We start from the raw sequence: 19,726 nt of genomic DNA, 5'->3' as shown, positions 1-19,726 counted from the left end.
CTCTGCCCTCTAAGAAGGGACAAGCGGATGCTCGGTTACATTCTGAGACGTCTACTGCAGGTGATCCCGGTCTTCTTCGGAGCCACCCTGCTCATTTACTTCCTCGTGTTCGCCATGCCCGGCGATCCGATCCTCGCCCTGTTCGGCGACAAGACGCCGAGTCCGGCAGTCGTCACGCAGCTGCGCGAGCAGTACCACCTGAACGATCCGTTCATCGTGCAGTACTGGTACTACATCACCGGCGTGTTCCAGGGCGACCTGGGCACCACCTACTCCGGTCGGCCGGTTTCTGCAGTGCTCGCCGCCACGCTTCCGGTGACGGGGCGCCTCGCGGTGATGGCGATCGCCATCGAGTTCGTGCTGGCGATCATCATCGGCACCATCTCGGCGCTGCGCAAGGGCAAGCTCTTCGACAACATCTCGCTCGTCGTCGCGCTGGTCGCGATCGCGATCCCGATCTTCGTCGTCGCGTTCCTCGCACAGTACTTCCTCGCGATCCAGCTCGGATGGTTCAAGCCCACTGTCGGCGCCGACAACGACTGGGGCGGTCTCTGGCTGCCGGCGATCGTGCTCGGCTTCAGCCTCTACGCCGTCAGCATGCGTCTGATGCGCAGCTCCGTCATCGAGACCCTCAACCAGGACTGGGTGCGCACGGCATACAGCAAGGGCCTCTCGCGCAACCGCGTGCTGCCCGTGCACGTGCTGCGCAACTCGCTGATCCCCGTGATCACCAACTCCGCCACGAACTTCGGCGTGCTGCTCGTGGGTGCCACCGTCACCGAGGGCATCTTCAACGTCCCCGGTGTGGGAAACACGCTGTTCCAGGCGATCCAGCGCGGCGAGGGACCCACGGTCGTCTCGTTCGTGACCGTGTTCGTCATCCTGTACGTGTTGGTGAACCTTCTCATCGACCTGCTCTACGGTCTGCTCGACCCGAGGATTCGCTATGCCTGATCCCACCTCTCAGAAGCACTACGTCGCTCCGATCGAGACGGAGTCGATCGCTGTCGACGCCGTCCGCATCTCCGACAAGCCCAGCAATCTGTGGCGAGACGCCTGGTTCGACGTGCGGCGTCGACCGCTGTTCTGGTTCTCGATAGTGCTGGCGCTCTTCTTCCTCGTGATGGCTTTGTGGCCGACACTGTTCACCGCCACACCTCCGAACGACGACTGCCAGCTGGCGAACAGCAACGGCGGTCCGACCGACGGCCACCCGCTCGGGTTCACGTTCCAGGGCTGTGACATCTACGCCCGCATCGTCTGGGGTTCGCAGACCTCTCTCGCAGTCGGCCTCATCGCGACCCTGATCTCGTCGATCCTCGGACTGATCATGGGAGCCCTCGCGGGCTTCTACGGCGGCTGGCTCGATGGCCTGCTGTCGCGCATCGGCGACATCTTCTTCGCGATCCCGTACATCCTCGCGGCCGTGGTCGTGATGACCGTGTTCCGGGACTCCCGTTCGGTGTGGACACTCGCATTCGCCATCGGAGCATTCGCGTGGGCCTCGACGGCTCGCGTCGTACGCGCTGAGGTGCTCCGGGTGCGTCAAGCGGACTTCGTGATGGCCTCACAGGCGCTCGGGCAGTCCAAGTTCAAGATCCTCTTGAATCACGTCGTCCCGAACGCCATCGCGCCGCTCCTCGTCGTCTCGACCCTCGGACTCGCGGCGGCGATCGTCGCGGAGGCGACGCTGTCGTTCCTCGGCGTGGGGCTCGGCAGTGACGTGATGTCGTGGGGTAACGACATCGCGAAGGCTCAGGCATCACTGCGTGTCGCACCGATGGCACTCATCTATCCGTCGATCGCGCTCACCCTCGCGGTGCTGGCGTTCGTCACCCTGGGCGAGCTCATCCGAGACGCCCTCGACCCGAAGGCGAGGGCACGCCGATGAGCGAGCGAATCACCGAACAGGTCCCGCTGCTGAGCATCCGCGACCTCACAGTCGCGTTCCGCACGCAGGAGGGTCTGCGCGAAGTGCTCCACGGAGTCAGCTTCGACGTCATGCCGGGCGAGACCGTCGCGATCGTGGGCGAGTCGGGCTCGGGCAAGTCCACGACGGCCACGGCCATCGTGAACCTGCTCCCGGGCACCGGTCAGGTCACCGCCGGGTCGATCACCCTCGAAGGGCGCGAGCTCACGACACTCAACCGTCGCGAGATCGAGGCTGTGCGCGGTCGGGACATCGGCTTCGTGCCGCAGGACCCGATGTCGAACCTCAACCCTGTCTGGAGCATCGGCTTCCAGGTCAAGGAGGCGATCCGTGCGAACGGCATCGCCCAGGGGCGCGACGCCGCCAAAGCACGCACCGTCGAGGTGCTGCAGCAGGCGGGCCTGGCCGACGCCGAGAAGCGTCTGCACCAGTTCCCGCACCAGTTCTCGGGTGGCATGCGTCAGCGCGCGCTGATCGGGATGGGCCTCGCGGCCGACCCGAAGCTGCTCATCGCCGACGAGCCGACCTCGGCTCTCGACGTGACGGTGCAACGCGTGATCCTCGATCACATGGCCTCGCTCACCCGCGACAAGGGCACCTCGGTGCTGCTGATCACGCACGATCTGGGCCTCGCGGCCGAGCGTGCCGACAAGATCATCGTGATGAACGGCGGCAACATCGTCGAGGCCGGCCCCAGCCGCGAGATCCTCGAGAACCCGCAGCATCCGTACACGAAGCGTCTGGTCGCCGCGGCGCCCAGCGTGGCATCGCAGCGCATCCAGGCGGTGGTGGAGGACCGGGGCATCGAGACTCTCGACGACCTCGCCGCCATCCCGCCGACGGTGCGCGTCGCCGGGCTCACGAAGGACTACCGGATCCGTCAGGGCGGCTTCCGCAGCGAAGCCTTCCGTGCGGTCGACGACGTCTCGTTCGCGATCCCTCGAGGCAAGACCCTCGCACTGGTGGGGGAGTCGGGTTCCGGCAAGTCCACCGTCGCGAAGATGGTGCTGAAGCTCGAGGAGCCGACCAGCGGCGTGATCGAGATCGACGGCCAGGACGTGTCGAAGCTCTCGAACGCCCAGGCGTTCGGACTGCGTCGCCGCATGCAGCCGGTGTTCCAGGACCCGTACGGCTCGCTCGACCCGCTGCGCAACATCGGCAACACCATCGCAGAACCGCTGCAGATCCATGGCGTCGGCGACCGCACGTCACAGCGTGAGCGGGTCGAGGAGCTTCTCGACCAGGTCTCGCTGCCGCGCGTTCTGGCGACCCGGTATCCGAACGAGCTCTCGGGCGGACAGCGTCAGCGTGTCGCCATCGCGCGTGCGCTGGCGCTCAAGCCCGACATCATCGTCCTCGACGAGGCGGTGTCGGCGCTCGACGTGCTGGTGCAGGATCAGGTGCTGCAGCTGCTCGCCGAACTCCAGTCAGAGCTCGGGCTCACGTATCTGTTCATCACGCACGACCTCGCCGTCGTCCGTGTCTCGAGCGATCTCGTGTGCGTCATGGAGAAGGGCAAGATCGTCGAGCAGGGCACCGTCGACGAGATCTTCGCCAACCCGCAGCAGGAGTACACCGATCGTCTGCTGAAGGCGATCCCCGGTGCGACGATCACCCTCGGCGGTCACTGAGAGTGAGCACCGAACCTCGACCGGAGGCCGCACGGAGATTCCGTGCGGCCTCCGGGCCTGTCTCCCTCGTCCTCTGCTCGCTGCTCGCGATCTTCCTGCTCGGCGATGCGGTCGTGCGCGCGGGATGGGGGCAGATGCTGCTGCTCGCCCCCTGGGTGCTGCTCGGTCTCTGGGTCGTGTACGAGATCGCCTTCGTCTCGGTCGTGCGTGTCGACGGCGAGGGAGCGATGGTGCAGAACATGCTGCGCCGGACGTCCTTCGGCTGGAGCCGCGTCCGCGACATCGACCTGCGCTGGCAGCTCGTCTTCTCGCTCGAGGACGGCTCGGAGCTCTCGAGTTACGGGGGGCCTGCGAGAGCGCGTCCGATTCGGCGCCAGGTGCGCGAGGACGACGAGGCCAAGGCGCCGGCCGGCCTCCGCGAGCTCACCGACATCCGTGACCGCTGGCAGGCGGCTCCCTCGACCGCGGACGCGCCGATCCGCCGCACCTGGGACTCTCAGGCGCTCATCGCGCTCGGTGTCATCGTGATCTGGGCCGTGACGTCGATCGTCATCGCGAACGCCTGATCGCGCGGAGCTGCCTCAGCCGGGGAGCCCGAAGAGCGTCGGCCAGGTGGCCGCCGCCCAGGGGTAGCCGACGAACACCGTCGCGTCGATCAGGAAGTGCGCGACGAGGAACGGCATGAGCCGTCCGCTGCGCTGGAACAGCCATCCGAAGAGCAGCCCCATGGCGAGGTTTCCGATGAACGCTCCGGGGCCCTGGTACAGGTGGTAGCTCGCGCGCAGCACGGAGGTGGTGAGAATGATCGCCCACGGCCCCCAGCCCAGCTGCCGGAGTCGGGCGAAGAGGTAGCCGAGCACCACGAACTCCTCCTGCAGTGATGCGCGCGTTGCCGCGAGGAGAAGGACCGGGATGGTCCACCAGTGACTGTCGAGCCCCGCGGGGTTCACCGCGACGAAGAGTCCGAGGGCACGACCGGCGAGATACAGACCGAGACCGGGGATGCCGATGGCTGCGACCAGGAGGATCCCGCGGCCCACATCCGCTCCGACCCGGGTGCCGTCGAGACCCAGCCTGCTCAGATGCGGTCTGGACGACTGCCACAGCAGGAAGCAGACGAGCAGCACCGGGACGAGGGAGAACCCGATCGACAGGACCTGGTAGATCAGGTCGAAGATCTCCCTGTCGCTCCGGGACGGATTCAGGGTCGCGGTCTGATCGGCCAGCGGCGTCTCGTCGGTGAGCCGGTAGGCCAGCTGCACGATCGCATACACCGCGGACTGACCGAGTCCGAGGGCGAGGACGATGGCGATCTCCCACCACAGACGAGCGCGCGAGGGCGGGGGAGAGAGGTCGACGACGGTCACGCTCCCGATCGTACTTCGAGCGCTCAGGAACGAGTCGTCGGCATACGGTAGTCTGGAACGTCGGCTTCTCGACAAAACCCCACACTCTTTAGGACATCTGCATGGCGCACGCCCTCCGTTCTGACCTCCGCAACGTCGCTATCGTCGCTCACGTCGACCACGGTAAGACCACCCTCGTCGACGCCATGCTGCGTCAGACGGGCTCCTTCGGCGAACACGCGCACGTCGATGAACGCGCGATGGACTCCAACGATCTGGAGCGTGAGAAGGGCATCACGATCCTCGCCAAGAACACGGCGATCACCTACAAGGGCAAGCATGCTCAGGGCAAGGAGATCACGATCAACGTGATCGACACGCCCGGCCACGCCGACTTCGGTGGAGAGGTCGAGCGCGGCCTGTCGATGGTCGACGGCGTCGTGCTGCTCGTCGACGCCAGCGAGGGCCCGCTCCCGCAGACCCGCTTCGTGCTGCGCAAGGCTCTCGAGGCCAAGCTTCCCGTCATCCTCCTGGTCAACAAGACCGACCGCCCCGACGCTCGCATCGCCGAGGTCGAGGAAGAGGCCCACGACCTGCTGCTCGGCCTCGCGTCCGACCTCGTCGACGACGTGCCCGACCTCGACGTCGACGCTCTGCTCGACGTCCCCGTCGTCTACGCGTCCGGCCGTGCCGGCGCCGCGTCGCGCAACCGTCCGGCCGACGGATCGCTGCCCGACAACGACGACCTCGAGCCGCTCTTCGAGGCGATCCTCGAGCATGTTCCCGCTCCGGAGTACGACGACGAGCACCCGCTGCAGGCCTGGGTCACGAACCTCGACTCCAGCCCGTTCCTCGGCCGCCTCGCGCTTCTCCGCGTCTTCAACGGCACGCTGAAGAAGGGCCAGACCGTCGCCTGGGTCCGTGCGGACGGCACGCACCAGAACGCACGTATCACCGAGCTGCTCAAGACGCGCGCGCTCGAGCGCTACCCCGCCGAGTCCGCCGGTCCCGGCGACATCGTCGCCATCGCCGGTTTCGAGAACATCACGATCGGCGAGACCATCGCCGATCCCGAGGACGTCCGCCCGCTTCCCGCGATCACGGTCGACGACCCCGCCATCTCGATGACGATCGGCACGAACACCTCGCCGCTGATGGGCAAGGTCAAGGGCCACAAGCTCACCGCTCGAATGGTCAAGGACCGTCTCGACAAGGAGCTGATCGGCAACGTCTCGCTCAAGGTGGTCGACATCGGACGCCCCGACGCCTGGGAGGTCCAGGGCCGCGGCGAGCTGGCGCTCGCCATCCTGGTCGAGAACATGCGTCGCGAGGGCTTCGAGCTCACCGTCGGCAAGCCGCAGGTGGTCACGAAGAAGATCGACGGCAAGACCTACGAGCCGTTCGAGCACCTCACCATCGACACTCCTGAGGAGCACCTCGGCGCGATCACGCAGCTGCTCGCGAACCGCAAGGGCCGCATGGAGAACATGACGAACCACGGCACCGGCTGGGTGCGCATGGAGTTCATCGTCCCGTCTCGTGGTCTGATCGGCTTCCGCAGCGAGTTCCTCACCACGACCCGCGGCACCGGAATCGCCAACGCGATCTCGCACGGCTACGAGCCGTGGGCAGGGTCGATCACGACCCGCCAGAACGGCTCGATCGTCGCCGACCGCTCGGGTGTCGTCACCCCGTTCGCGATGATCGCCCTGCAGGAGCGCATGTCCTTCTTCGTGCAGCCCACTCAGGAGGTCTACGAGGGCATGGTCATCGGCGAGAACTCGCGTGCCGACGACATGGACGTCAACATCACGAAGGAGAAGAAGCTCACCAACATGCGTGCGGCGAGCTCCGACACCTTCGAGTCGATGACCCCTCCGCGCCAGCTCACCCTCGAGGAGAGCCTCGAGTTCGCGCGTGACGACGAATGCGTCGAGGTCACGCCCGAGGTCGTCCGCATCCGCAAGGTCAACCTCGACGCCAACACGCGTGCTCGCGACACCGCGCGCCTGAAGCGTCAGGACGCCGGCTCCTGAGAATCGTCTAAGAGAAGGGCCCTGTACCGCCGAAAACGGCTGTACAGGGCCCTTTTCTCACGAAACGTCCAGGCTAGCCGTTGCAGAATCGTTACCTTGCGCCTGGGGCGATCTCCCGATGAGTGTCCTGTGACGGGCGTACGACGACCCGAAAGTCGAACCCATGCTTCAGAACACCCGTGCGCTTCGGCGCGCCCACGCGGCGGCGTCAGCCCGCAACGCGATCACGGCACGTCGCCCCAAGCTGATTCTCGGAACGATCACCGGCGGTGTGCTCGGCCTCGCCCTGACCGTCGGCATGGTGTCGGCGCCCGCGGCTGGTGCCGAGGTGCCGGACGCCGTCGCCGGCGTCACGTCCTTCGTCACCGGCGAGACCGAGCAGCCGGCGAAGAGCGCCGACGACTCAGCCCTGACGATGGTCGCCGCTCAGGACGCCGTTGCTGCGGCCGAGGCGCTGAACGCCGAGGTCGCGGCATCGGGCCTCGACCTCGGCGCGGCACCCTCCTCGGTCGATACCTCCGACGTGACCGCCTGGGTCGATCAGCTCGCCGACCGCGATGAGTTCTCGAACAGGCAGCTCACGAGCCTCACTGCGTATGCGGTCACCGGCACGGACGAGATCGTCGCTGAGACCGCCGCCCTGCAGGAATCCTACGTGGCGGCTCAGCAGGCCAAAGCCGCTGCGGATGCGGCTGCCGAGCAGGCGGCCGCTGAAGCCGCCGCACTCGCTCAGACGAACACCGTCGACGGCGCGAAGGCCGCGGCGCGCGACATCGCGTCAGGTCAGTACGGGTGGGGCGCCGACCAGTTCTCCTGCCTGGATTCGCTGTGGACCAAGGAATCCGGGTGGAACTACCAGGCGTACAACGCCTCGGGCGGCGCGACGGGGATTCCGCAGGCTCTGCCCGGAAGCAAGATGGCGTCTGCCGGATCCGACTGGCAGACGAATGCGGCCACGCAGATCCGCTGGGGTCTCGGATACATCTCCTCCGTGTACGGCACCCCCTGCAGCGCGTGGGGGCACTCCCAGTCCGTGAACTGGTACTGAGCCTCCGCCGCCCGACCGGCACCACCGAGACCCACCCCGCATGCGTGCGGCGGTGGGTCTCGGCGTTTCAGGGCGCAGCCTGAAACCGGCGCTCCGTGCTCTAGGCAGAGCGAGGCATTGCCACTACGGTGAGCGGTGACGGCTGGGGGGTCGTGGACTCGGAGGAGAACGCATGGACGTCGCGGCACTGACAGACATCCCGCAGCAGGTGTCGACCGGCGCCCTGCCGGGGTGGGACCGCGTCGACGAGCTCGTGCGCGAAGCCCACCGCCGCTATGCGGACGACCGCACGGGTGCAGTCGCCGATTACATCCCCGTGCTCGCGGAGGCCGACCCCGAGCTGTTCGGTCTCGCGGTCATCGAGGTCGATGGCGGCCTGCATGACGCCGGAGACGCGCTGCATCCGTTCTCGATCCAGTCGATCTCGAAGATGTTCGTGTACGCGCTGGCCATCCAGGAGCACGGCCATGAGCGGGTTCGCGAGATCGTGGGGGTCAACAACACCGGGCTCGCCTTCAACTCGCTGATGGCGCTCGAGCTCAACGCGGGGCATCCGATGAATCCGATGGTCAACGCGGGTGCGATCGCCACCACGGCGCTGATGCCGGGGCAGACGTCCGTCGAGCAGTGGGAGCGCGTCCGGGAGGGGTTGTCGGCCTTCGCCGGACGCCCGCTGAGTCTTGACGGGGTCGTCTATGCGTCCGAGGCGGAGACGAACGAGCGGAACCGAGCGATGGGGTGGCTGCTGCGAAGCTACGGGCGGCTGACCGGCGACCCGGATGACGTGGTCGACGTCTACACGCGTCAGTGCGCGCTCAGCGTCACCGCTCATGACCTCGCGGTGATGGGCGCGACGCTCGCAGACGGCGGCGTGAACCCCATCACGGGTGAGCGCGTCGTCTCGGCGGACGTCTGCCGCGACACTCTCGCCGTGGTGGCGTCGACCGGCCTCTACGAGACTTCGGGGGAGTGGCTGTTCGAGATCGGCCTGCCGGCCAAGTCGGGGGTCGCCGGAGGCATCGTGGCTGTCGCCCCCGGCAAGGGGGCGGTCGCCGGATTCTCACCTCGCCTCGACCGAGCCGGCAACTCTGTGCGGTCGCAGCTCGCGATCGGCCATCTCTCGCGCGCACTCGGCCTGAACCTCTTCGCTTCCGCGCCGTCGGCGACCCCTCGCTCGACGGACTGACCCCTCTCACCGCTCGGAGGACCCTGTCATGACACACACCGCTCCGGCTCCCACGAAGACCTCCTGGATGCCGCTCGTCAGCCTCTTCCTCGCCCAGGTGCTCATGTCGTTCAACGTGGCCGCCCTTCCGATCTCGCTCGGCGGCATGGTCAGCGAGTTCGGCGTGCCGCCGACTGTCGCCAGCACGACGATCGTGATGTACGGGCTCGCCGTGGCCGCACTGGTGATGACCGGCGCGAAGCTCGGCCAGCGCATCGGGTGGGTGCTCATCTTCCGGATCGTGATCGGCCTCTTCGCCGCATCCTCGGTGCTCATGATCGTGTCGCCGAGCGTGGGCTGGGCCATCGCCGGGCAGGCGGTCGCGGGCGCTGCCGCGGCGATCATCGTGCCCGCGATCGTGGCGCTGATCGCCGAGAACTATCGCGGAGCGCAGCAGGCGACCGCGATCGGTGCGATCGGCTCGGCCAGGGCCATCTCGGGGGTCACGGCCTTCCTGATCGGCGGCACCCTGGGAACGCTCGTCGGATGGCGTCCGATGTTCTTCATCGTGTTCGGCATCGCGGTGGTGGTGTTCGCCTTCAGCTTCACGCTTCGCGGCGATCGCGGCGACGCGTCGATCCGCATCGACCTCGTGGCGTCGCTGCTCATAGGTGCGGCGATCGTCCTCCTCACCCTCGGCTTCAACAACCTCAACGGGTGGGGTGCCGTCGCCGCGACGGAGGCTGCGCCCTTCAGCATCCTGGGGCTCTCGCCAGCTCCCGCCTTCGTGGTCGTGGGAATCGTGCTCGGGCAGTGCTTCTTCGTGTGGACGCGGAGGCGGATGGCCGAGGGCAAGGTGCCGCTGATCGACCTCAGCATCCTGGACTCCTCGAAGGAGCGAGCGGCCGTCTACGCGATGTTCATCGTCGTGGCTCTCGAGGCGTGCGTGAACTTCACCATCCCGCTGTACATCCAGATCGTGCAGGGGAGGACGCCTTTCGACACATCCCTCGCGATGATGCCCTTCAACCTGACGGTCTTCATCACGGCCACCCTCGTCGTCCGCTTCTACAAGCGCTACCCGCCGCGGGTGATCGGCGTCTTCGGGTTCATCCTGACCACGGTCGCGCTCGTCTGGCTGTCCGTCGTGGTCAACAACAACTGGGAGACCCTGCCCACGATCCTGGGGCTGATCGTCTTCGGCATCGGCCAGGGCGCGCTCGTGACGCTCGTGTTCAACGTGCTCGTCACCTCGGCGCCCGCCGAGCTCGCGGGGGATGTCGGTTCGCTCCGAGGCACCACGCAGAACCTCGCCTCCGCGGTCGGCACCGCTCTGGCCGGCGCACTCCTCGTATCGCTCCTCGGATTGAGCATCGGTCGTGCGGTCGTCGAGCATCCTGAGCTGCCGCCCTCGCTCGTCACGCAGGTCGACATGGACAACCTCAACTTCGTCAGCAACGACGACCTCCGCGCCGCCCTCGAGCAGACCGATGCGACCCCCCAGCAGATCGACGCGGCGGTTGCCGTCAACGAGGAGTCTCGCCTGGGCACGCTGCGACTCGGGCTGCTCCTGCTCGCCGGCCTCAGCGCGGTGGCGATCCTGCCCGCATCGAGACTTCCGAAGTACAAGCCCGAGGAGATCCCCGACCCGTCACCGGTCTCGGGTTCGGGTCCGGGGCCGGGGCCGGAATGATGCTCAGCGGAGTTCGGAGATGAGAACCGCGCTTGTACCGGCGACGATCGCCTCGAACACGTGCGGTGCGTCTCCGGCGTACGAGAGGTAGTCGCCGGGGTTCAACAGCACAGGGGCGTCCGTCGGTCCGATCAGAGCTTGCCCCGAGATGAGGACCACGTGCTCGGTGGTGCCCGGATGATGCGGATCGGAGCGCCGCGGATCACCGGGTTCCGCCTGGATCAGGTACACATCCCTGCGGGCGCCCGGCGGGCTCGCGGACAGCAGCGTCGCGCTGTACGCCGCCGCAGACGACGGCACGCCGACGAGATCGTCGGCGCGGATGAGCGTCGGCGCGTTGATCTGCTGGTCGACGAGCGCGGCGAAAGGCACCCCGAGCGCGACACCCAGAGCCCACAGCGTCTCGACGCTGGGATTGCCGGAGCCTGATTCGAGTTGCGAGACAGTCGCCTTCGAGATCCCCGCCCGACGCGCGAGCTCGGAGACGGACAGCGCGGCTCTCTCACGCTCGTTGCGCACGGTACGGGCGATGCGGGTGCGGAGGTCCTCCATCTGTTCAGTATGTCAAACGATCGTTCGCTTGACTATCCGTGAGGCGTTGTTCAGAATGATGATCATGTGTTCACTGCAGCGAACGATGTCGCGATGAGCGCTGAGCGCGAAGTCTGGCGCGAGGCGCTGGGCGTGGTTCTCGCGACCAGCGCCTATGGCGTCTCTTTCGGCGCGCTCGCCGTGGCATCCGGTCTGGATGTCTGGCAGACGTGCGTGCTCAGCTTGCTGATGTTCACGGGCGGATCGCAGTTCGCATTCGTCGGGGTGTTCGCCGCCGGAGGCGTGTCGGCGCTTCCCTCGGCCATCGCCTCGGCGACGCTGCTCGGGGTGCGCAACGTCGCGTACGGCATGCGGATGTCTCCGATCGTCGGAACCACGCCCGCCCGCCGAGCGGCGGCGGCGCACTTCACGATCGACGAGTCCACCGCGGTGGCCATCTCGCAGAGAGATCCTCGTCTGAGGCAGGTCGGCTTCTGGGTGACCGGCATCGGGATCTTCATCGGATGGAACATCACGACGTTGATCGGCGCTCTGGTCGGCGACGTGCTCGGCGACCCGAAGACCTGGGGGCTGGATGCTGCCGCTGCCGCTGCGTTCCTGGCTCTGCTCTGGCCGCGCCTCAAGGAGCGCCAGGCGATCGCGGTCGGTGTGGCCGCAGCTGTCGTGGCCGCGTCGCTCACGCCCCTGATCATGCCCGGTCTGCCCGTGCTGGTCGCGGCTGTCGTCGCGATCGTCGTCGGCTGGTTCAACTGGCTGGGACGAGTCGACGGCTCCACGGCCGGCTCCGGGGAGGTCGACCGATGAGCGTCTGGAGCGCGATCCTGCTCGCTGCGGTGATCTGCCTGGCGCTCAAGGCCAGCGGTTATCTCGTGCCGCCGAGCGTGCTCGAGGCGCCACGACCGGCTCGCATCTCCGACCTGCTGACCGTGGCGCTCCTCGCCGCACTCGTGGCTGTGCAGACTCTCGGAGCCGGGCAGGCCGTGGTCGTCGATGCACGGGTCCCCGCTCTGCTCGTCGCGGCCGGTCTCCTGTGGTTGCGTCAGTCGTTCCTGGTCGTGGTGTTCGCCGCTGCGGTCGTCGCCGCAGTCCTGAGGCTTCTCGGCCTCGCTGCCTGAGTCGAGCAGATCCTCGGCGCGCGTAGGATCGACTCGTGCGTACTGGATGGATCTCCCGGGTGCTTTCCTGGATCGCCGCGGCTCTCGTCGGCGGCGTCTTCGGCGTCGCGGGAACGATCGGACACAGCCTGATGTGGGGACCGGTGCCCGTGGGGCTGCTGGTGGGAGCGGTCGCGTGCGGGGCGATCCTCGTCGCGATCCGGGCGCTCACCCACGACCGGGGAGCGACTCTCGCCGCGGGGCTCGGCATGCTCGGCATGCTGATGCTGATCTCCGGCGTCGGCCCTGGTGGGTCGGTGGTCGTCGAAGACACGCTCAGCGGTCGCATCTGGACCTATCTCGTCGCCGGACTCGTGCTTCTCGCCGTGGCATGGCCGTCCTTCTCCCGGCTTCCCGCGCGCACCGATGCGCCTGCGCCTGCGCCCGCAGTGTCGTCTGCGGCGTCCGACGGCGAAGCGCCGAGTGCTCGGCGTGCCCCCGCTCTGGGCGATCGGACCGGCGGCGAGTCGTAGACTGGTCGAGTGACGTATGTGATCGCTCTCCCGTGCGTCGATGTCAAGGATCGCGCCTGCATCGACGAGTGCCCCGTTGACTGTATCTACGAGGGCGAACGCTCGCTGTACATCCACCCCGACGAATGCGTCGACTGCGGCGCGTGCGAACCCGTATGCCCCGTCGAGGCGATCTACTACGAAGACGACCTGCCGGATGAATGGCAGGACTACTACAAGGCCAACGTCGAGTTCTTCGACGAGGTCGGCTCTCCGGGTGGTGCCGCCAAGGTCGGCGTCATCGCGCACGATCACCCGATCATCGCCGCTCTCCCGCCACAGGGCGAGTAGTCGGTGAGCGTTCGGGATCTCGCCGACTATCCGTGGGATGCGGTCGTTCCCTATCGTCAGCGCGCTGCCCTGCATCCGCAGGGGATCGTCGACCTGTCCGTCGGGTCGCCCGTCGACCCGACGCCCGAGCTGATCCGCCGAGCTCTGTCGGAGGCGACTGACGCGCACGCGTACCCGCAGACCGTCGGCACTCCCGCTCTGCGTGAGGCGATCGTCGCGTGGTACGCCCGCCGCAGGGGAGTGGTCGACCTCACGGTCGACAACGTCCTGCCCACGATCGGCTCGAAGGAGCTCGTGGCCCTGCTGCCGACCCTGCTCGGTCTCGGCGCCGGCGACATCGTCGTGCATCCCCGAATCGCATACCCGACCTACGAGGTGGGTGCCCGCGTCGTCGGGGCCACGCCGCTGCCTTCCGACGATCCTGCCGACTGGCCCGAGGGCACCAAGCTCATCTGGATCAACACGCCGGGCAACCCCGACGGCCGCACCTGGACGGTGGAGGAGCTCTCCGCCGCGGTTCTGCGCGCTCGGGAGGTGGGGGCCGTGCTCGCGAGCGACGAGTGCTACGCCGAGCTCGGGTGGGACGGCCAGTGGGCGACCGAGCCGATCCCCTCGGTCCTCGACCCGCGCGTGACGGGTGGGAGCAGGGCGAATCTGCTCAGCGTCTACTCGCTGAGCAAGCAGTCGAATCTCGCCGGCTACCGGGCCGCTTTCGTGGCGGGGTGCGCGCGCATCGTCGGCGAGCTGCTCACCGCGCGCAAGCACCTGGGGCTGATGCCACCGGAGCCTGTGCAGCACGCGATGGCCGTGGCTCTGGGTGACGACGAGCACGTCGCGGCTCAGAAGGAGCTCTACCGTGGGCGGCGCGACATCCTGCGGCCGGCGCTCGAAGCTGCGGGGTTCCGGATCGATGGATCGGAAGCCGGCCTCTACCTGTGGGCGACCGAGGGGCAGGATGCCTGGACGAGCATCGAGAGGCTTGCGGATCTCGGCATCCTCGCGGGTCCCGGCCCCTTCTACGGCGCGTTCTCGAACGAGCACGTGCGGCTGGCGCTGACGGCTCCTTCCGAACGGATCGCCGAGGGCGCCCGGCGCCTGCGCGAACAAGCCGTGTAGGTTCTCGCCTCAGACTGCGGGTTCTTTTGTCGGTTGTCACAGTAGGCCTGTGTGCCTACTAGGCTGTAAAGGCGATTCGGTTGTGTATCGATGATCTCGAACAGACCTGGTGCTCAGCGCCGTGACATCGCCACATCCGACTTGATGAAGATCCATGAGGAGGCCCGCGTGAGCGCAGCGGCAGAGCAGCAGGCGACAGCGAAGCTGACGATCGGCGATACGACCGCTGAGTTCCCACTCGTGCGAGGCACGGCGGGCACCGACAGCATCGACTTCTCGACGCTGACGCGGCAGACCGGCTACACAGGGCTCGACTACGGTTTCGTCAACACCGCGTCCACCAAGTCCGCGATCACCTTCATCGACGGAGACAAGGGCATCCTGCGCTACCGCGGATATCCGATCGAGCAGCTCGCCGGATCGACGAGCTACCTCGAGGTCGCCTGGCTCCTCATCTACGGTGAGCTGCCCTCCGCCGCCGAGCTCGCGGAGTTCGATGAGAAGATCCGTCGGCACACGCTGCTGCATGAAGACCTGAAGCGGTTCTTCTCGGCGCTGCCGCACACGGCGCACCCGATGTCTGTGCTGTCGTCGGCCGTCGCCGCTCTCTCGACCTACTACGAGGGTCAGACCGACCCGCACAACCCCGAGCACGTCGAGCTGAACATGATCCGGATGCTGGCGAAGCTGCCGGTCATCGCCGCCTACGCGCACAAGAAGAGCATCGGCCAGGCGTTCCTCTACCCCGACAACTCCCTCGGCTTCGTCGAGAACTTCCTCAAGCTCAACTTCGGCGTGCACTCCGAGGAGTACCAGGTCAACCCGGTCATGTCGAAGGCCCTCGAGCTGCTGCTCATCCTGCACGAGGACCACGAGCAGAACGCGTCGACCTCGACCGTGCGTCTGGTCGGCTCGACCGGTGCGAACCAGTTCGCATCGATCTCTGCGGGCATCCAGGCGCTGTCCGGCCCGCTGCACGGTGGTGCGAACGAAGCCGTCCTCACGATGCTCGGCCAGATCCGTGACTCCGGCCAGAGCGTGTCTCGCTTCGTCGAGCGGGTGAAGAACAAGGAAGAGGGCGTGAAGCTCATGGGCTTCGGGCACCGGGTCTACAAGAACTACGACCCGCGCGCCAAGCTCGTCAAGGAAGCAGCCGGTGAGGTGCTCGCCGAGCTCGGCGTCACGGACCCGCTTCTCGACCTCGCTCAGGAACTCGAAGAGCTCGCTCTCGCAGACGACTACTTCAAGGAGCGTCGTCTCTACCCGAACGTCGACTTCTACACCGGTGTGATCTACAAGGCGATGGGCTTCCCGACCCGCATGTTCACCGTGCTGTTCGCGATCGGTCGTCTCCCCGGGTGGCTCGCGCAGTGGCGTGAGCTGCAGCTCGACCCGCAGACCAAGATCGGCCGCCCGCAGCAGCTCTACACGGGATCTCCCGAGCGCACCTTCCAGACTCGCTGACGCCGAGCGCGATGCCTGTCGTCAGCGCCGAAGCGGTCGTGCCGGTGGACCCCGCGACGGCGTTCGCGGTGTCTCAGACGACGGGAGCGGTGCGGCGACGCTGGGACCGCTTCATCAGCGAGCAGCACCTCATGGACGACGCGGATGCGCCCGCTAAGGGTGTGCGCACCTTCACCCGGCAGCGGTTCGGTCTCTCGATGGTCAGCCGCTACGTGTCGTACGCCCCACCCACGAACGTGGGCATGGTGATGGAGCGGGGTCCCTGGTTCTTCACCAAGCTCGGTGGCGGCTGGCGGTTCACCGAGGTGCCGGAGGGCACGCTGGCTGTGTGGAAGTACAACTTCTCGTGCCGCCCCGCGTGGCTCGCACCGTTCGCCGAATGGATCGGAGTTCGAGTGCTCGGCTTCGAGATCCGTCGTCGGCTCGCCGGGTTCGCCCGCGGTTGCTCGGATCCGAAGGTGCTGGCGGCGGTAGGACGCTGATCACGGCGCCCTCCGCACACTCCGGTTTCGTCGGGGCGCAGAAAGGCGGGTGCGTCGATGCCTGAGCATCGGCGCACCCGCCTCTCTTGCAGCGGGGTTCAGCGACCCTGCGAGCTCCAGCCACGGCCGCCCTGGTTGCGCGACTGACCGCCCTGGCGAGATCCGCCCTGGCCGCCCTGTCGCGAACCGGTCTGCGCTGCCGGCGCACCCTGACCGCTCTGGCCAGAGCGGGGACGACGGCTGCGACGCGACGGCGGGTTGGCGGCCGAGTTGCGCTCGCCGCCCGCGGGACGCTGCTTGGGCGCCTGGCGCTGCTGCGCCTGGACGGGAGCAGGACGCACGTGTGCGGCGCGCTCGGGAACCAGCTCGCTGACGGCGGCCGTCGTGACGGGCTCGAGAGCGGCGCTGATCGCTGCTTTGCGCAGCAGATCCTTCACATCGCGGCGCTGCTCGGGGAGCACCACCGTGACGACCGTTCCTGCGGCTCCGGCACGAGCAGTGCGACCTGAGCGGTGCAGGTATGCCTTGTGCTCCATGGGCGGGTCGACGTGGACGACGAGATCGACGTTGTCGACGTGCACTCCGCGGGCAGCGACGTCGGTGGCGACGAGGACGCGCACGCCGCCGTCTTCGGGGGCTGCCGAGAAGGCGCCGAGGTTGCGCTCACGCGCATTCTGCGACAGGTTGCCGTGCAGGTCGACGGCCGGGATGCCGGCCGCGGTGAGCTGCTTCGCGAGCTTCTTGGCCTGGTGCTTCGTGCGGGTGAAGAGGATGCGCCGGCCGGTGCCTGACGCGAGCTCGCGCACGAGCTCGGTCTTGTTGTCGGTCGAGTCGACGACCAGCACGCGGTGGGTCATCTCGCCGACGGGCACGCTCTCTTCGTCGACCTCGTGGCTGACGGCGTTCGACAGGAAGCGACGGGCGAGCGTGTCGATGCCGCGGTCGAGGGTCGCGCTGAAGAGCAGACGCTGGCCGCCGGCCGGCGTGGCGGTGAGGATGCGGGTGACGCCCGGGAGGAACCCGAGGTCGGCCATGTGGTCGGCCTCGTCGAGGACGGTGACCTCGACGGCGTCGAGCTGCACGACCCGCTGCTTCATCAGGTCTTCCAGACGGCCGGGGCACGCGACGACGATGTCGACGCCGTTGCGCATCGCCTGCTCCTGCGGGCGCTGGCTGACGCCGCCGAAGACGGTCGTGACGCGCAGGCCCTTGGCCTCGGCGAGCGGTGCGATGGTCGCTGCGATCTGCGTGGCGAGCTCCCTGGTCGGCGCGAGCACGAGACCACGCGGGTGACCGGGGCGGCTGCTGCGCGAAGATGCGGAGAGGCGGGCGACGAGGGGGAGGGCGAACGCGATCGTCTTGCCGCTGCCGGTGCGGCCGCGGCCGAGGAGGTCACGACCGGCGAGGGAATCGGGAAGCGTGTCGCGCTGAATCGCGAACGCCTCGGTCTTGCCGTCCTTGGTGAGGACGGCGGCGAGGTCGGCGGGCACGCCGAGATCGAGGAAGGAAGTCATAAAGGTATCTCCGTGAGAATGCACGCACGTACCAACGGGCCGGGTGCGGAAGGGTGGGCGACGGCGCGGGATCGCGCATCGTTTCGCCGTTCGAAATGGCCAGAACCAGGCAAGTGGCGCGGGAGCGTGTCGACGACGCAGACGACTCGCAGTGCGAGGATCGTCGATTCGACACTATCACGCGTCAGGGGGAGAAGCCTGTGACGCGCTCCCGCTCAGCGCGTCGCTCAGGCGTGGAGCGCCTCGTTGAGTGTCACGCCGACACCCGCGCGCCGCACGGCCTCAACTGCTCCGCTGAGCGAATTGCGGCGGAACAGCAGGCCGTTCTGGCCCGACAGCTCAGCGCCCTTGACGGTCTTCCTGCCGCCGTCAGGGGTCGCCGGAGCGTCGAGGAGCACGACCTTGGTGCCCGCCGTCACGTAGAGCCCGGCTTCCACGACGCAGTCGTCGCCGAGCGAGATGCCGATTCCCGCGTTGGCGCCCAACAGAGTGCGGGATCCGATCGAGACGCGGTGTGCACCGCCACCCGAGAGCGTGCCCATGATCGACGAACCGCCGCCGATGTCGCTGCCGTCGCCGACCACGACCCCCTGAGAGATGCGTCCTTCGACCATCGACGCACCCAGCGTGCCCGCGTTGAAGTTCACGAAGCCCTCATGCATGACCGTCGTGCCGGGGGAGAGGTGGGCGCCGAGGCGGACGCGTGAGGCATCAGCGATGCGCACGCCCGCCGGCTGCACGTAGTCGGTGAGTCTGGGGAACTTGTCGAGCCCCTGCACCTGGATCCCTGCCCGCTGCAGCAGCGGGCGAAGTCGTGCGGCGTCATCGGGGTGCACGGGGCCGGCGTTGGTCCAGGCCACGTTCGGCAGGTGGGCGAAGATGCCGTCGAGGTTGATCTCGTTCGGCCGCACGACCAGGTGTGAGAGTGCGTGCAGTCGCAGATAGGCGTCGACTGTCGACGTGGGCGCGGCATCCAGGTCGATGTGCAGCTGCACGGTCTCGACGGTGACGTTGCGTCGCTCGTCGGGACCTGCCAGCGCTTCGAGCGCGAGGAGTGCGGCCTCGGCGTCTTCGGCCGACGGGGCTTCGGTGAGCACCCCGGGGAACCACGCGTCGAGAACTGTGCCGTCGCCGGCGGTCGTCGAAAGTCCGGTACCCCACACGGTGCGCGCCTCAGTCATGCCTCCACGGTATCGCGAGCGGGCGTGGACGATCGCACAGATGTCGGGGTAAGTAGGCTGGGTGCATGATGCTCGATCTGACAGCGTCCTCTGTCGACCTGACCCGTGCGATCTGCGACATCCCGAGTGTCTCGGGTGACGAGAAGACGCTCGCGGACGCCATCGAGGAGGCGATCTCCGTCTACTCCCACCTCGAGGTGATCCGTCACGGCAACACGATCGTCGCCCGCACGAACCTCGGACGAGCCCAGCGGGTGGCGATCGCAGGGCACATCGACACTGTGCCGATCAACGGCAACGTGCCGACGAAGGACCTCGAGATCGACGGTGTCGCCCACCTCTGGGGTCGAGGGACCGTCGACATGAAGAGCGGCACGGCGGTGCAGCTCAAGCTCGCGGCCGAGCTCACCGAGCCCACGTTCGACATCACCTGGATGTGGTACGACAACGAGGAGGTCGAGGCGTCGAAGAACGGGCTCGCTCTCCTCGCTGCGGTGCGGCCTGACCTCTTCCGGGCCGATTTCGCGATCCTCGGTGAGCCGTCGAACGGTGAGGTCGAAGGCGGCTGCAACGGCACGATGCGTGCGATCGTGCGCACCACCGGCGTGCGC

General features: G+C 67.6%; 20 protein-coding genes. 16 read left to right on the top strand and 4 right to left on the bottom strand.

Features of this window, described 5'->3' with window-relative positions; translation table 11 throughout:
* Positions 1-27: 27 nt before the first annotated feature.
* From OPU70_RS07380 to OPU70_RS07365, 4 genes are read left to right on the top strand one after another with little or no spacing between them, the layout of a single operon-like run.
* Positions 28-954 (top strand): ABC transporter permease, encoded by a 927-nt coding sequence (locus tag OPU70_RS07380; RefSeq protein WP_042542011.1) that lies wholly within the window; start codon positions 28-30, stop codon positions 952-954.
* Positions 947-1,891 carry an ABC transporter permease gene (locus OPU70_RS07375; RefSeq protein WP_042542010.1) on the top strand — a complete coding sequence of 315 codons (945 nt, stop codon included), beginning with the start codon at positions 947-949 and terminating at the stop codon, positions 1,889-1,891. The genes OPU70_RS07380 and OPU70_RS07375 overlap by 8 nt, the downstream gene beginning before the upstream one ends.
* Positions 1,888-3,561, top strand: a complete 1,674-nt coding sequence (locus tag OPU70_RS07370) for a dipeptide ABC transporter ATP-binding protein (protein WP_079112530.1) — start codon at positions 1,888-1,890, stop codon at positions 3,559-3,561. The genes OPU70_RS07375 and OPU70_RS07370 overlap by 4 nt, the downstream gene beginning before the upstream one ends.
* Positions 3,562-3,563: 2 nt before the next feature.
* Positions 3,564-4,127 carry a PH domain-containing protein gene (locus tag OPU70_RS07365; protein ID WP_498557443.1) on the top strand — a complete coding sequence of 188 codons (564 nt, stop codon included), beginning with the start codon at positions 3,564-3,566 and terminating at the stop codon, positions 4,125-4,127.
* A 15-nt stretch (positions 4,128-4,142) separates the two neighbouring features.
* Here the strand turns inward: OPU70_RS07365 and OPU70_RS07360 are convergent, their stop codons facing one another.
* Positions 4,143-4,928, bottom strand: a complete 786-nt coding sequence (locus OPU70_RS07360) for a CPBP family intramembrane glutamic endopeptidase (protein WP_498557442.1) — start codon at positions 4,926-4,928, stop codon at positions 4,143-4,145.
* A gap of 101 nt (positions 4,929-5,029) precedes the next feature.
* Here OPU70_RS07360 and typA point away from each other — a divergent pair, with 101 nt between their 5' ends.
* From typA to OPU70_RS07340, 4 genes are all read left to right on the top strand, one after another.
* Positions 5,030-6,943 carry a translational GTPase TypA gene (typA, locus tag OPU70_RS07355; RefSeq protein WP_042542007.1) on the top strand — a complete coding sequence of 638 codons (1,914 nt, stop codon included), beginning with the start codon at positions 5,030-5,032 and terminating at the stop codon, positions 6,941-6,943.
* 163 nt (positions 6,944-7,106) lie between these two features.
* Complete coding sequence (locus OPU70_RS07350; RefSeq protein ID WP_052493020.1) at positions 7,107-7,991, top strand: aggregation-promoting factor C-terminal-like domain-containing protein; 885 nt, start codon at positions 7,107-7,109, stop codon at positions 7,989-7,991.
* A gap of 172 nt (positions 7,992-8,163) precedes the next feature.
* Positions 8,164-9,177, top strand: a complete 1,014-nt coding sequence (gene glsA / locus OPU70_RS07345) for a glutaminase A (RefSeq protein ID WP_042542006.1) — start codon at positions 8,164-8,166, stop codon at positions 9,175-9,177.
* Positions 9,178-9,205: 28 nt separating this feature from the next.
* Entirely contained in the window at positions 9,206-10,849 is a 1,644-nt protein-coding gene (locus OPU70_RS07340) for an MFS transporter (RefSeq protein ID WP_498557441.1), read from the top strand.
* 3 nt (positions 10,850-10,852) lie between these two features.
* Here the strand turns inward: OPU70_RS07340 and OPU70_RS07335 are convergent, their stop codons facing one another.
* The gene (locus OPU70_RS07335; protein ID WP_079112533.1) at positions 10,853-11,401 is read right to left on the bottom strand and encodes a helix-turn-helix domain-containing protein; all 549 of its coding nucleotides are present in this window, start codon (positions 11,399-11,401) and stop codon (positions 10,853-10,855) included.
* Positions 11,402-11,494: 93 nt separating this feature from the next.
* Here OPU70_RS07335 and OPU70_RS07330 point away from each other — a divergent pair, with 93 nt between their 5' ends.
* The 7 genes from OPU70_RS07330 to OPU70_RS07300 all read left to right on the top strand — a co-directional run bounded on the left by OPU70_RS07330 (position 11,495) and on the right by OPU70_RS07300 (position 16,420).
* Positions 11,495-12,205 (top strand): AzlC family ABC transporter permease, encoded by a 711-nt coding sequence (locus tag OPU70_RS07330; RefSeq protein ID WP_455904513.1) that lies wholly within the window; start codon positions 11,495-11,497, stop codon positions 12,203-12,205.
* Positions 12,202-12,516: an AzlD domain-containing protein gene (locus OPU70_RS07325; protein WP_056376172.1), complete on the top strand. Its 315-nt coding sequence runs from the start codon at positions 12,202-12,204 to the stop codon at positions 12,514-12,516. The genes OPU70_RS07330 and OPU70_RS07325 overlap by 4 nt, the downstream gene beginning before the upstream one ends.
* Positions 12,517-12,551: 35 nt before the next feature.
* On the top strand, positions 12,552-13,028 hold the full coding sequence (locus OPU70_RS07320) for a histidinol dehydrogenase (protein WP_367821124.1): 477 nt from the start codon (positions 12,552-12,554) through the stop codon (positions 13,026-13,028).
* A gap of 9 nt (positions 13,029-13,037) precedes the next feature.
* Complete coding sequence (gene fdxA, locus OPU70_RS07315) at positions 13,038-13,358, top strand: ferredoxin (RefSeq protein WP_042542002.1); 321 nt, start codon at positions 13,038-13,040, stop codon at positions 13,356-13,358.
* 3 nt (positions 13,359-13,361) lie between these two features.
* On the top strand, positions 13,362-14,474 hold the full coding sequence (dapC, locus tag OPU70_RS07310; RefSeq protein ID WP_498557440.1) for a succinyldiaminopimelate transaminase: 1,113 nt from the start codon (positions 13,362-13,364) through the stop codon (positions 14,472-14,474).
* 144 nt (positions 14,475-14,618) lie between these two features.
* Entirely contained in the window at positions 14,619-15,938 is a 1,320-nt protein-coding gene (locus OPU70_RS07305) for a citrate synthase (protein ID WP_153302153.1), read from the top strand.
* Positions 15,939-15,949: 11 nt separating this feature from the next.
* Positions 15,950-16,420 carry an SRPBCC family protein gene (locus OPU70_RS07300; RefSeq protein ID WP_042542000.1) on the top strand — a complete coding sequence of 157 codons (471 nt, stop codon included), beginning with the start codon at positions 15,950-15,952 and terminating at the stop codon, positions 16,418-16,420.
* 98 nt (positions 16,421-16,518) lie between these two features.
* Here OPU70_RS07300 and OPU70_RS07295 read toward each other — a convergent pair whose 3' ends face one another.
* The gene (locus OPU70_RS07295) at positions 16,519-17,934 is read right to left on the bottom strand and encodes a DEAD/DEAH box helicase (protein WP_042541999.1); all 1,416 of its coding nucleotides are present in this window, start codon (positions 17,932-17,934) and stop codon (positions 16,519-16,521) included.
* 227 nt (positions 17,935-18,161) lie between these two features.
* Entirely contained in the window at positions 18,162-19,115 is a 954-nt protein-coding gene (gene dapD / locus OPU70_RS07290; RefSeq protein WP_498557439.1) for a 2,3,4,5-tetrahydropyridine-2,6-dicarboxylate N-succinyltransferase, read from the bottom strand.
* Positions 19,116-19,180: 65 nt separating this feature from the next.
* Between dapD and OPU70_RS07285 the strand changes: the two genes are divergently transcribed.
* Positions 19,181-19,726: M20/M25/M40 family metallo-hydrolase (locus OPU70_RS07285; protein ID WP_498557438.1), on the top strand; the 546-nt coding region annotated here is incomplete at its 3' end.

This window comes from Microbacterium sp. SWDP-B6, from assembly GCF_059803615.1.
The sequence above is the reverse complement of the archived record's forward strand: the minus strand, read 5'-3'. Positions and strand labels throughout refer to the sequence as shown.